Annotated in this window: 9 protein-coding genes and 1 pseudogene; 8 read left to right on the top strand and 2 right to left on the bottom strand. The window is 55.2% G+C overall.

Annotation, left to right across the window (positions count from 1 at the left end; all coding sequences use genetic code 11):
- Positions 1 to 12: 12 nt before the first annotated feature.
- Both yfbR and alaA read right to left on the bottom strand, forming a co-directional pair.
- The gene (gene yfbR, locus EDF81_RS07055; RefSeq protein WP_123347370.1) at positions 13 to 612 is read right to left on the bottom strand and encodes a 5'-deoxynucleotidase; all 600 of its coding nucleotides are present in this window, start codon (positions 610 to 612) and stop codon (positions 13 to 15) included.
- Between the two features lie 190 nt (positions 613 to 802).
- Positions 803 to 2,020, bottom strand: a complete 1,218-nt coding sequence (gene alaA / locus EDF81_RS07045; protein ID WP_123347369.1) for an alanine transaminase AlaA — start codon at positions 2,018 to 2,020, stop codon at positions 803 to 805.
- Positions 2,021 to 2,967: 947 nt separating this feature from the next.
- Here alaA and lrhA point away from each other — a divergent pair.
- The 8 genes and pseudogenes from lrhA to nuoH all read left to right on the top strand — a co-directional run bounded on the left by lrhA (position 2,968) and on the right by nuoH (position 13,137).
- Positions 2,968 to 3,906, top strand: coding sequence for a transcriptional regulator LrhA (lrhA, locus tag EDF81_RS07040; RefSeq protein ID WP_123347368.1), 939 nt, complete (start codon positions 2,968 to 2,970; stop codon positions 3,904 to 3,906).
- A gap of 631 nt (positions 3,907 to 4,537) precedes the next feature.
- Positions 4,538 to 4,982, top strand: a pseudogene (nuoA, locus tag EDF81_RS07030) (NADH-quinone oxidoreductase subunit NuoA).
- A 15-nt stretch (positions 4,983 to 4,997) separates the two neighbouring features.
- Positions 4,998 to 5,672, top strand: a complete 675-nt coding sequence (gene nuoB, locus EDF81_RS07025) for an NADH-quinone oxidoreductase subunit NuoB (RefSeq protein ID WP_123347366.1) — start codon at positions 4,998 to 5,000, stop codon at positions 5,670 to 5,672.
- An 89-nt stretch (positions 5,673 to 5,761) separates the two neighbouring features.
- The gene (gene nuoC / locus EDF81_RS07020) at positions 5,762 to 7,567 is read left to right on the top strand and encodes an NADH-quinone oxidoreductase subunit C/D (RefSeq protein ID WP_123347365.1); all 1,806 of its coding nucleotides are present in this window, start codon (positions 5,762 to 5,764) and stop codon (positions 7,565 to 7,567) included.
- 2 nt (positions 7,568 to 7,569) lie between these two features.
- Positions 7,570 to 8,070 carry an NADH-quinone oxidoreductase subunit NuoE gene (gene nuoE / locus EDF81_RS07015; protein WP_123347364.1) on the top strand — a complete coding sequence of 167 codons (501 nt, stop codon included), beginning with the start codon at positions 7,570 to 7,572 and terminating at the stop codon, positions 8,068 to 8,070.
- Positions 8,067 to 9,404 carry an NADH-quinone oxidoreductase subunit NuoF gene (nuoF, locus tag EDF81_RS07010; protein WP_123347363.1) on the top strand — a complete coding sequence of 446 codons (1,338 nt, stop codon included), beginning with the start codon at positions 8,067 to 8,069 and terminating at the stop codon, positions 9,402 to 9,404. Before nuoE ends, nuoF begins: the two co-directional genes overlap by 4 nt.
- Before the next feature lie 32 nt (positions 9,405 to 9,436).
- The gene (gene nuoG / locus EDF81_RS07005; protein ID WP_123347362.1) at positions 9,437 to 12,163 is read left to right on the top strand and encodes an NADH-quinone oxidoreductase subunit NuoG; all 2,727 of its coding nucleotides are present in this window, start codon (positions 9,437 to 9,439) and stop codon (positions 12,161 to 12,163) included.
- Positions 12,160 to 13,137 (top strand): NADH-quinone oxidoreductase subunit NuoH, encoded by a 978-nt coding sequence (gene nuoH / locus EDF81_RS07000; protein WP_123347361.1) that lies wholly within the window; start codon positions 12,160 to 12,162, stop codon positions 13,135 to 13,137. The genes nuoG and nuoH overlap by 4 nt, the downstream gene beginning before the upstream one ends.
- The last annotated feature ends 11 nt before the right edge of the window (positions 13,138 to 13,148 follow it).

Genomic DNA, 13,148 nt, shown 5'->3' with positions numbered 1-13,148 from the left:
ATGTAGGAAAAACTACAGCGGAGAGTCCTGGCTGATCTCATCCAGCGACAGCTCGAAGCTCGGCACGAAGATCTGCATAAAGTAGTCCATCTCCGGGCTGCGGCGCGCTTCAAGGGTGCGTTCGAGGCGGGTTTTGGCGAGCCGGAACTCGTTATTGCCCGCAGAAAGCTCTTCCAGACACTTCAGATAGGCACACAGGGCATCCGCCTGCTTCACAATCGCTCTCTCTTCCGCGCTGCTCTGGTGCTCGTCTATCAGGGGCGCAAAAATATCCTGCAGCTCTTCCGGCACCATCTCAACCAGCTTCTGCTGGGCGATTTTCTCGATAGCCTTATATTCCTGCGCGATCTGGGTATTGAAATACTTCACGGGCGTGGGCAGATCCCCGGTCAGCACTTCAGATGCGTCGTGATACATCGCCAGCAGAGCAATGCGCTCGGCGTTGAGGTCGCCACCAAATTTACGGTTACGAATTGCCGCCAGGGCATGGGCGACCATCGCCACCTGCAGACTGTGCTCGGAGACGTTTTCGGTACGCACGTTGCGCATCAGCGGCCAGCGGTTGATTAACTTAAGACGGGAAAGGTGGGCAAAGAAATGGCTCTGACTCATAGTGACCCTTAGTCGATTACAGCGATAAGGCTATTTTGCAGAGAAAATCGCCGGATGCAAATACCCTTCATACTTCAAGCTGCAGGTGCGTTGGCTTTCCTCGCTCACCCCGGTCACTTACTTATGTAAGCTCCCGGGGATTCGCTGCGTCGCCGCCTTCCTGCAACTCGAATTATTTCGGGTATTTCACTTAAGCCTGACGGTAGCCTGACAGGAAGCGGTCAAACTTGGTGATGGCCATATCCAGCTCATCAACGCGGGGCAGGGTGACGATACGAACGTGGTCCGGCCACGGCCAGTTAAACGCTGTTCCCTGAACCAGCAGCACTTTTTCCTGCAGCAGGAAATCGAGCACCATCTTCTGGTCGTCGTGAATGTTAAAGCGTTTGGCGTCTATTTTCGGGAACATATAGAGCGCGCCTTTAGGCTTCGTACAGGAGACGCCTGGGATCTGGTTAATCAGTTCCCACGCGCGGTTACGCTGCTCGTACAGACGCCCGCCCGGAACGATAAACTCGCTTATACTCTGATACCCGCCAAGCGCGGTCTGGATGGCGTGCTGTGCCGGAACGTTCGCACACAGACGCATAGAGGCCAGCATTTCCAGGCCTTCGATATAGCTCTTCGCGTGCTTTTTCGGGCCGCTGAGTACCATCCAGCCCTGACGGAAACCGGCAACGCGGTAGGTTTTGGACAGGCCGTTAAAGGTAATGGTGAACAGATCCGGTGCCAGCGCGGCGATCGAGTGGTGTTCAGCTTCGTCGTAGAGGATCTTATCGTAGATCTCATCGGCAAAAATAATCAGGTTATGCTGACGGGCGATTTCGACGATCTCTAACAGCAGCTCTTTAGAGTAGACCGCGCCGGTTGGGTTGTTCGGGTTAATAATCACAATTCCGCGGGTACGCGGCGTGATCTTCGCACGAATATCGTCGAGGTCCGGGAACCAGTCAGAGGATTCATCGCACAGGTAGTGCACGGCCTTGCCGCTGGACAGAGAGACTGCTGCGGTCCACAGCGGGTAGTCCGGGGCCGGGACCAGCATTTCATCGCCGCTGTTGAGCAGCGCCTGCATCGACTGAACGATCAGTTCGGAGACGCCGTTACCGATGTAGATATCCTCAACGGTAACATCGCGCATATCCCGGGCCTGGTAGTGCTGCATAATGGCTTTGCGGGCGGAATAGAGCCCTTTGGAGTCGCAATAGCCCTGCGCCGTCGGGAGATTACGGATCACATCAACAAGAATTTCGTCCGGTGCCTCAAAGCCAAAAGGCGCGGGGTTGCCGATATTGAGCTTAAGAACTTTGTTGCCTTCTTCTTCGAGGCGTTTCGCTTCTTTGAGAACCGGGCCGCGAATGTCGTAACAGACGTTATCTAATTTGCTGGATTTTTCGATGGGGGACATGAACCTTTGACCTTATTCGCTATTAACGCCACTCCCTGCCGCGGAAGTCAGCACCGAACAATGTACTCCCACTGCCGTCTGTTTTGAAGGGTTAGCAGAAGAAGATTTTGCAACCCCCTCTCGTTCATAGACATTGTTTCAGACTGCGGCTGTTATTTTTTATGAGATTAAATTCATGTAAAGAAGTTTAATAATAGTGGTTAATATCGCATTTTTACCAAAAGAACTGTATTTTGTGCTAATTAAAAGCGGCCGTTTAGTCTCTATTGGGATGCGCTATGCCAGTCTTGTGAGGGTCACCTCGCACCCGCGAAACCTGCCGCAGAGTGATGTAACACGTTGATGAACACGGACAGCGATCGATGATGTTAATGTTAAGATCTGTTTATGAATTAAACTGATATTAATTCATAATTATTTATTAATTGATGGCACTCTTAGTAGATTGTTAATTAATAAGCTTATCGTTTTGAGCAAAAAGGTGCAGGACGGACCTCCGAACAGCACTTATATAGTGAATGAATTTAGGTTAAAATGCCTGGCTGGAACGAGGGATGTCGCTGTTTTTCCTGCGTTTTACACAATGGTCGTCTAATTAAGTTGTTGTTATTTGTTGTTTTTTATAATGCTCCTCATCAGTTGATGGGACTGTGTACTAACAGCAGGTCAAATATGACCGTTAAATCGTTACTATGGAAATAATAAGCAGGATCGGCTGCGTCCGCCTGCCTGAATATATTCCGTAAGTTGATAAATAAACATAAATATATAGCAAGGAATGCTGCCGGCCAGCCCGCTGGAGGACATTCATTCGCACTCGCGCTCATTCAGGCAATCTGACCGTTTGTTAGCGTATCTGCGGTCTGATGTTAAGGAAACACCCTGATTTTTCGAGCACAGCATAAACTCGGGCAGGCACGCAAAGCGTGACCTGTAAGTGAAAAAATATGATAAATGCTAATAGTCCGATCCTGAATCTCGACCTCGATCTGCTGAGAACATTCGTCGCAGTCGCTGATTTAAACACTTTCGCGGCTGCGGCCGTTGCCGTTTGTCGCACCCAGTCAGCGGTGAGCCAGCAGATGCAAAGGCTGGAACAGCTCGTTGATAAAGAACTTTTTGCCCGTCACGGACGCAATAAGTTGCTGACAGAACACGGTATTCAACTGCTGGGCTATGCGCGTAAAATTTTGCGTTTTAATGACGAAGCATGTACGTCATTAATGTTTAGTACGCTGCAGGGCGTGCTAACAATCGGCGCATCTGATGAATCTGCCGATACGCTGTTACCGTTTCTGCTTAACCGGATTAGCTCCGTCTATCCGAAGCTGGCGCTGGATATCCGGGTGAAACGTAACTCGCTGCTGGTTGATATGTTAAAGGAACATGAAGTCGACCTGCTGCTGGCGACCCACTGCCCGGCTAACTACCGTAGCCTGACGCTGCGTACTTCCCCGACGCTGTGGTATTGCGCTGCTGATTTTGTGCTGCAGCACGGCGAGCCGGTGCCGCTGGTGCTGCTGGACGAACCCAGCCCGTTTCGCGATATGGTCCTCCGCGCGCTGGATGCGGCGTCGATCCCATGGCGACTCGCCTATGTGGCTTCAACCCTGTCAGCGATGCGGGCAGCGGTAAAAGCGGGGCTTGGCGTGACGGCGCGGCCGGTAGAGATGATGAGCCCCGAGCTGCGCGTGCTCGGCAATACTGAAGGTCTGCCGCAGCTGTCGGATACCCACTATCAGCTGTGCTGCCATCCCGACAGCACCAATCCGCTGGCGGAGACTATCTTCCAGGCGATGGATAATTTTCATAACCCCTGGCAATACAAGAACTATACCCCCGAGGGGGGAGGCAGTTCGCTGATTGCTGAGGGGGATTTGGAGTAACATCGGCGTCATTATCTGGTAACAAAATGTGATTACCAAAAACAAACCGCAGAACAGCTTTTTGCTTTCTGCGGTTTGTTTTTGCACAAATCCCATTTCTCGTCTATTTTTTACTCATCGATTTAAAGCAATTTCATAGAGTTAACGCATGCGTCAGGGTTTTCGCGATCAATTCCTGACTGGGATCCACGCGCTCGGGTTTTGTTAAAAAATGCGCAAGGTTTGTTGCTAGTTTTTAAATGAATTAATAAAAGCGTGTCTCAGATCAAGAAAATACTCCTCCAGAGGGGGAGGAATCGCCGCAAAATCCTGTCAAAATAAGCGGGTAATACACGGAAAAGCTCGCTACGGACACGATTCAACAGCGGAAACGCGGACATCAATTGTCCAGCATCGAGCAAAATGGCATTAAATGTTAATGAGATTTTGCCGATGTAAACTAACGTGAGCATACTTTTGTTAAAGTTGACAAAAGGTTATAGAAAGGAGTAAAAGACCCCATCATTTAGCTGCCTAAGTGCTTATTTCGGCAGAGAATGTAGGGTTATTTTTTTATTCCTCCCCTTGAAACGATGTGGCGTTCATCTGCCAATAAGAGCAGAGGTTTCAGCGCTACCTTTTTGGTTAAGCAATGCGTATGTCAACATCCACTGAAGTCGTCGCTCATCATTGGGCATTCGCTGTCTTTCTTATTGTCGCCGTAGGCCTGTGCTGCATGATGCTGGCCGGTGCCTGGTTCCTGGGTGGTCGCGCGCGCGCGCGTCACAAGGAGACGCCGTATGAGTCGGGGATCGATTCCGTCGGTACCGCGCGTCTGCGCCTGTCCGCGAAGTTCTACCTCGTGGCTATGTTCTTCGTCATCTTCGACGTCGAAGCCCTTTATCTTTTCGCATGGTCAGTCTCTATCCGTGAAAGCGGCTGGGTCGGCTTTGTGGAAGCCGCAATTTTCATTTTAGTGCTACTGGCTGGTCTGGTGTATCTGGTGCGCGTTGGCGCTCTGGACTGGACGCCCGCGCGCTCACGCCGCGAACGTATCAACCCGGAAACGGACAGTCACTAACCGTTATAAGCAGTAAAAGCGAGGCAATAAGATGGATTATACGCTCACCCGCATAGATCCTAACGGTGAGAACGACCGTTACCCCCTGCAAAAACAGGAGATCGTAACCGACCCCCTGGAGCAAGAAGTTAACCGTAGCGTTTATATGGGCAAGCTCGAGCACGCCCTGCACGACATGGTGAACTGGGGCCGCAAAAACTCAATCTGGCCTTACAACTTCGGCCTTTCCTGCTGCTACGTTGAAATGGTGACGTCATTCACTGCGGTGCATGACGTTGCGCGTTTTGGTGCAGAGGTACTGCGTGCATCGCCGCGTCAGGCTGACCTGATGGTGGTTGCAGGTACCTGCTTCACCAAAATGGCCCCGGTTATTCAGCGCCTGTATGACCAGATGCTGGAGCCGAAGTGGGTTATTTCCATGGGCGCCTGCGCCAACTCCGGCGGCATGTACGACATCTATTCTGTTGTACAGGGTGTCGATAAGTTTATCCCGGTCGATGTTTATATTCCTGGCTGCCCGCCGCGTCCAGAAGCCTATATGCAGGCGCTGATGCTGCTGCAGGAATCCATCGGCAAAGAGCGTCGCCCACTTTCATGGGTGGTTGGCGATCAGGGCGTGTACCGCGCCAATATGCAGTCGGAACGCGAGCGTAAACGCGGCGAACGTATTGCAGTCACGAATCTGCGGACACCTGACGAGATTTAATTTGCGGCCTGTGGGCGGTGGCACCAACTTCGCAAATCCATATACAACAAAGCGAAGCCACACCTGACAGTCACCACGGACCTTTTGCAATGGTGAACAATATGACCGATTTAACCGCGCAAGACGCCGCTGCATGGCAAACCCGCGATCATCTCGATGATCCGGTGATTGGCGAACTGCGTAACCGTTTTGGGCCGGATGCCTTTACCGTTCAGCCTACCCGCACCGGGGTGCCCGTTGTCTGGGTTAAGCGTGAACAATTACTGGAAGTTGGCGATTTCTTAAAGCGTCTCCCTAAGCCGTACGTCATGCTCTTTGACCTGCACGGCGTGGATGAGCGTCTGCGCACGCACCGCGACGGTTTACCGGCCGCGGATTTTTCCGTTTTCTACCATCTGATCTCAATAGACCGCAATCGGGATATTATGCTCAAGGTGGCTTTGTCCGAAAACGATCTGAACGTGCCAACATTTACCAAACTTTTCCCCAACGCCAACTGGTATGAGCGTGAAGTCTGGGATCTGTTCGGGATCACCTTTAATGGCCACCCGCACCTGACGCGCATCATGATGCCGCAAACCTGGGAAGGCCACCCGCTGCGTAAAGACTACCCGGCGCGCGCCACCGAGTTCGATCCGTTTGAGCTGACCAAAGCCAAGCAGGATCTGGAAATGGAGTCGCTGACCTTCAAACCGGAAGAGTGGGGCATGAAGCGTGGTACCGAAAACGAGGACTTTATGTTCCTCAACCTCGGTCCTAACCACCCGTCCTCGCACGGTGCGTTCCGTATTGTTCTCCAGCTGGACGGCGAAGAGATCGTCGACTGCGTGCCGGACGTGGGTTACCACCACCGCGGCGCGGAGAAAATGGGCGAACGTCAGTCCTGGCACAGCTACATTCCGTATACCGACCGTATCGAGTACCTCGGCGGCTGCGTAAACGAAATGCCGTACGTGCTGGCCGTTGAAAAACTGGCGGGCATCGTCGTGCCGGATCGCGTAAACGTGATTCGCGTGATGCTCTCCGAGCTGTTCCGCATCAACAGCCACCTGCTGTATATCTCGACTTTCATTCAGGACGTCGGGGCGATGACGCCGGTCTTCTTCGCCTTTACCGACCGTCAGAAAATTTATGACGTGGTAGAAGCGATCACCGGTTTCCGTATGCACCCGGCCTGGTTCCGTATCGGTGGCGTGGCGCACGATCTGCCGCGCGGCTGGGAAGGCCTGCTGCGTGAATTCCTCGACTGGATGCCGAAGCGCCTCGACTCTTATGAGAAAGCCGCGCTGCGCAACACCATTCTGAAAGGTCGTTCGCAGGGCGTCGCCGCGTACACGGCGAAAGAAGCGCTGGAGTGGGGTACCACCGGTGCCGGTCTGCGTGCTGCTGGCGTGAACTTCGACGTGCGTAAGGCGCGTCCGTACTCTGGCTATGAGAACTTCGACTTTGAAGTCCCGGTTGGCGGTGGCATCAGCGACTGCTACACCCGCGTGATGCTGAAAGTGGAAGAGCTGCGTCAGAGCCTGCGCATCCTTGAGCAGTGCCTCAAAAACATGCCGGCAGGCCCGTTCAAAGCGGATCACCCGCTGACTACGCCGCCGCCGAAAGAGCGCACGCTGCAACATATCGAAACCCTGATCACTCACTTCCTGCAGGTTTCCTGGGGTCCGGTTATGCCGGCCAACGAATCCTTCCAGATGATCGAGGCGACCAAGGGGATTAACAGCTACTACCTGACCAGCGATGGCAGCACCATGAGCTACCGCACACGTATTCGTACGCCGAGCTTTGCGCACCTGCAGCAGATCCCGGCAGCGATTCGCGGCAGTCTGGTTTCCGACCTGATTGTCTACCTGGGCAGTATCGATTTTGTTATGTCAGACGTGGACCGCTAATTATGCACGAGAATCAACAACCACAAACCGAGGCTTTTGAGCTGAGTGCGGCAGAGCGTGAGGCGATTGAGCACGAGAAGCACCACTACGAAGACCCGCGTGCGGCGTCCATTGAAGCGCTGAAAATCGTTCAGAAGCAGCGCGGCTGGGTGCCGGACGGCGCGATCTACGCTATCGCTGAAGTACTGGACATTCCGGCGAGCGACGTTGAAGGCGTGGCAACATTCTATAGCCAGATCTTCCGCCAGCCGGTTGGCCGTCACGTGATCCGCTACTGCGATAGCGTGGTGTGCCATATCACCGGTTACCAGGGTATTCAGGCTGCGCTTGAGAAGAAACTCGACATCAAGCCGGGTCAGACGACCTTTGATGGTCGCTTTACCCTGCTGCCGACCTGTTGCCTGGGCAACTGTGACAAGGGGCCGAACATGATGATTGATGAGGACACTCACAGTCATCTGACGCCAGAAGCGATTCCTGAGCTACTGGAGCGGTATAAATGAAAACAGTTATCCGTACTGCCGAAACCCATCCGCTGACCTGGCGTCTGCGCGATGACAAACAGCCGGTATGGCTGGATGAGTACCGCAGCAAAAACGGTTACGAAGGTGCGCGTAAAGCGCTGACCGGTATGGCGCCGGACGAAATCGTCAACGCGGTAAAAGACTCCGGGCTGAAAGGCCGCGGCGGTGCAGGTTTCTCCACCGGTCTGAAGTGGAGCCTGATGCCGAAAGACGAATCCATGAACATCCGTTACCTGCTGTGTAACGCCGATGAAATGGAGCCGGGCACCTATAAAGACCGTCTGCTGATGGAGCAACTGCCGCACCTGCTGGTGGAAGGGATGCTGATTTCCGCGTTTGCGCTGAAAGCATACCGTGGCTACATCTTCCTGCGCGGTGAATATATCGAGGCCGCCGTGCATCTGCGCCGCGCCATCGCGGAAGCCACAGAAGCAGGCCTGCTGGGTAAAAACATCCTCGGCACCGGTTTTGATTTCGAACTGTTCGTGCACACCGGTGCAGGCCGCTATATCTGCGGTGAAGAAACGGCGCTGATCAACTCCCTGGAAGGCCGTCGTGCGAACCCGCGCTCCAAGCCGCCGTTCCCGGCGTCCAGCGGCGTGTGGGGTAAACCGACCTGCGTCAACAACGTTGAAACCCTGTGTAACGTTCCGGCGATTCTGGCGAACGGTACCGAGTGGTATCAGAACATTTCGACCAGCAAAGATGCTGGCACCAAGCTGATGGGCTTCTCCGGCCGCGTGAAAAACCCGGGCCTGTGGGAACTGCCGTTCGGCACCACCGCGCGTGAAATCCTCGAGGATTACGCGGGCGGGATGCGCGATGGCCTGAAGTTCAAAGCCTGGCAGCCGGGCGGTGCCGGTACCGACTTCCTGACCGAATCCCACCTCGACCTGCCGATGGAGTTTGAAAGCATCGGTAAAGCGGGTAGCCGTCTGGGCACCGCGCTGGCGATGGCGGTGGATCACGAAATCGGGATGGTTCCGCTGGTGCGTAACCTGGAAGAGTTCTTTGCCCGCGAATCCTGCGGCTGGTGTACGCCGTGCCGTGACGGCCTGCCGTGGAGTGTAAAAATTCTGCGTGCGCTGGAGCGTGGCGAAGGCCAGCCGGGCGATATCGAGACACTTGAGCAACTGTGTCGATTCCTCGGTCCGGGTAAAACCTTCTGCGCCCATGCGCCAGGTGCGGTTGAACCGCTCCAGAGCGCGATTAAATATTTCCGTGAAGAATTCGAAGCGGGCATTAAGCAGCAGTTCAGCAATACCCACCTGATTAACGGGATTCAGCCGAACCTGCTTAAAGCGCGCTGGTGAGATAACGATTTTTTTAATTTGGAAGCACGCTAATGGCTACGATTCATGTAGACGGCAAAGAATACGAGGTAAACGGGTCAGACAACCTGCTTGAAGCATGTCTGTCTCTCGGCCTCGATATTCCTTATTTTTGCTGGCATCCGGCGCTGGGAAGCGTTGGCGCCTGCCGCCAGTGTGCGGTGAAGCAATATCAAAACGCGGAAGACACGCGTGGCCGCCTGGTGATGTCCTGTATGACTCCGGCATCCGATGGCACCTTTATTTCGATTGACGACGACGAAGCGAAGCAGTTCCGCGAAAGCGTGGTCGAGTGGTTGATGACCAACCACCCGCACGACTGTCCGGTCTGTGAAGAGGGCGGCAACTGCCACCTGCAGGATATGACCGTTATGACCGGTCACAGCTTCCGTCGCTATCGCTTTACGAAACGTACCCACCGCAATCAGGATCTGGGGCCGTTCATTTCGCATGAGATGAACCGCTGCATCGCCTGCTACCGCTGCGTGCGTTACTACAAAGATTATGCCGACGGCAGCGATCTGGGCGTCTACGGCGCTCATGACAACGTCTACTTCGGTCGCCCGGAAGACGGTACTCTGGAGAGCGAATTCTCCGGTAACCTGGTGGAAATCTGCCCGACCGGCGTATTCACCGATAAAACGCACTCCGAGCGCTATAACCGTAAGTGGGATATGCAGTTTGCACCGAGCATCTGCCAGCAGTGCTCGCTGGGCTGTAACACCAGCCCGGGTGAACGCTATGGCGAACTGCGTCGTATCGAAAACCGCTATAACGGCACCGTAAACCACTACTTCCTCTGCGACCGTGGTCGTTTCGGCTATGGCTATGTGAACCTGAAAGACCGTCCGCGTCAGCCGGTTCAGCGCCGTGGCGATGACCTGATCACCCTCAACGCCGAACAGGCGATGCAGGGCGCAGCGGATATTCTGCGCCAGTCGAAGAAAGTGATCGGTATCGGCTCCCCGCGTGCCAGCGTTGAAAGCAACTTTGCGCTGCGTGAGCTGGTTGGGGCGGATAACTTCTATACCGGTATCGCCCGTGGCGAACAGCAGCGTCTGGAACTGATGCTGAAAGTGCTGCGCGAAGGCGGTATTCGTACCCCGGCGCTGCGCGAAATTGAATCCTACGATGCGGTACTGATCCTCGGCGAAGACATCACCCAGACCGGCGCCCGTGTCTCCCTGGCGGTACGTCAGGCGGTGAAAGGTAAAGCACGTGAAATGGCAGAGGCGCAGAAAGTCGCCGACTGGCAGATTGCGGCCATCCTGAACATCGGCCAGCGCGCGAAGCATCCGCTGTTTGTCACTAACGTTGACAGCACGCGTATGGATGACATCGCGGCCTGGACGTACCGTGCACCGGTTGAAGACCAGGCGCGTTTAGGCTTTGCTATCGCACACGCACTCGACAACGGTTCGCCGGCGGTTGAAGGCCTGAGCCGCGATCTGCAAAACAAAGTCGACGTTATCGTTCAGGCGCTGGCAGGGGCGAAAAAGCCGCTGATTATCTCCGGCACTAACGCCGGTAGCGTGGACGTGATTCAGGCGGCGGCTAACGTGGCGAAAGCCCTGAAAGGCCGTGGTTCTGACGTCGGTGTGACCATGATTGCCCGCGCGGTTAACAGCGTGGGTCTCGGCCTGATTGGCGGCGGCTCGCTGGACGACGCGCTGGCGGAACTGGAAAGCGGTTCTGCTGATGCGGTCGTGGTGCTGGAGAACGATCTCCACCGTCACGCCTCTGCAACCCGCGTTAACGCCGCGCTGGCAAAAGCGCCGCTGGTGATGGTTATCGACCATCAGCGTACGGCGATTATGGATCACGCGCACCTGGTGCTGTCGGCGGCAAGCTTCGCCGAAAGCGACGGGACGGTGGTAAACAACGAAGGTCGCGCCCAGCGCTTCTTCCAGGTTTACGATCCGGCCTACTACGACAGCTCGGCGATTATGCTGGAAAGCTGGCGCTGGCTGCACTCCCTGCACAGCACCGTAGAAAACCGCGAGGTTGACTGGACTCTGCTGGATCACGTGATTGACTCCGCGGTGGCAGCACTGCCTGCGCTTGCCGGTATTAAAGATGCCGCGCCGGATGCCTCTTTCCGCATTCGCGGTCAGAAGCTGGCCCGTGAACCGCACCGCTACAGTGGCCGTACCGCAATGCGCGCCAATATCAGCGTGCATGAGCCGCGTCAGCCGCAGGATAAAGACACCATGTTCGCCTTCTCGATGGAAGGGAACAACCAGCCGACCGCACCGCGCTCGCAAATTCCGTTTGCCTGGGCTCCGGGCTGGAACTCCCCGCAGGCGTGGAACAAGTTCCAGGCTGAAGTGGGTGGCAAACTGCGTCACGGCGATCCGGGCGTGCGTCTGATCGAAGCCTCTGAGAACGGCCTGGAGTACTTCACCACCGTCCCGGCTGGTTTCGAGCCGCAGGCAGGTAAATGGCGTATCGCGCCTTACTACCATCTGTTTGGCAGTGACGAGATGTCCCAGCGTTCACCGGTCTTCCAGCAGCGTATGCCGCAGCCGTACATCAAGCTCAACCCGGCAGATGCCGCAGCGCTGGGCGTTAATGCGGGTGCGAACATCGCCTTTAGCTACGAAGGTCAGACGATCAGTCTGCCGCTGGTGATTTCCGAAGGGCTGGCAGCAGGGCAGGTCGGTCTGCCGATGGGGATGCCTGGCATCGCACCGGTACTGGCGGGCAGCAGCCTTGAAAATCTGCAGGAGGCACAAGCATGAGTTGGTTAACTCCGGATCTTATCGAGATTCTGCTAAGCATTCTGAAGGCTGTCGTTATCCTGCTGGTGGTGGTCACCTGCGGTGCCTTTATGAGCTTCGGTGAACGTCGTCTTCTGGGTCTGTTCCAGAACCGCTATGGACCGAACCGCGTTGGCTGGGGCGGTTCGCTCCAGCTGGTGGCGGACATGATCAAGATGTTCTTTAAAGAAGACTGGATCCCGAAATTCTCGGATCGCGTCATCTTTACCCTGGCACCGATGATCGCCTTTACCTCGCTGCTGCTGGCCTTCGCCATTGTGCCGGTCAGCCCGAGCTGGGTGGTTGCAGACCTCAATATCGGGATCCTGTTCTTCCTGATGATGGCCGGTCTGGCGGTGTACGCCGTGCTGTTCGCTGGCTGGTCGAGCAACAACAAATACTCGCTGCTCGGCGCGATGCGTGCATCTGCGCAGACCCTGAGCTACGAAGTGTTCCTTGGGCTCTCCCTGATGGGCGTGGTGGCGCAGGCCGGTTCATTTAATATGACCGACATCGTCAACAGCCAGGCGAATATCTGGAACGTCATCCCGCAGTTCTTTGGCTTTATCACTTTCGCTATCGCGGGCGTGGCGGTGTGTCACCGTCACCCCTTCGACCAGCCGGAAGCAGAGCAGGAACTGGCGGACGGCTACCACGTCGAATACTCCGGCATGAAGTTCGGTCTGTTCTTCGTGGGTGAATACATCGGTATCGTCACCGTTTCCGCAATGATGGTTACGCTGTTCTTCGGTGGCTGGCATGGCCCGTTCTTACCGCCTTTCATCTGGTTCGCGCTGAAAACCGCGTTCTTTATGATGATGTTCATTTTGATTCGCGCCTCATTACCGCGTCCGCGTTATGACCAGGTAATGTCCTTCGGCTGGAAAGTGTGCCTGCCGCTGACGCTGATCAACTTGCTGGTAACGGCGGCTGTCATTCTCTGGCAGGCGCAATAAGGGTGAAGAAA

It is taken from the genome of Enterobacter sp. BIGb0383 (genome assembly GCF_003751845.1).
Taxonomy (GTDB): Bacteria; Pseudomonadota; Gammaproteobacteria; order Enterobacterales; family Enterobacteriaceae; genus BIGb0383.
Note: the sequence above shows the minus strand (reverse complement) of the source record. Positions and strands in the feature narration are given on the sequence as shown.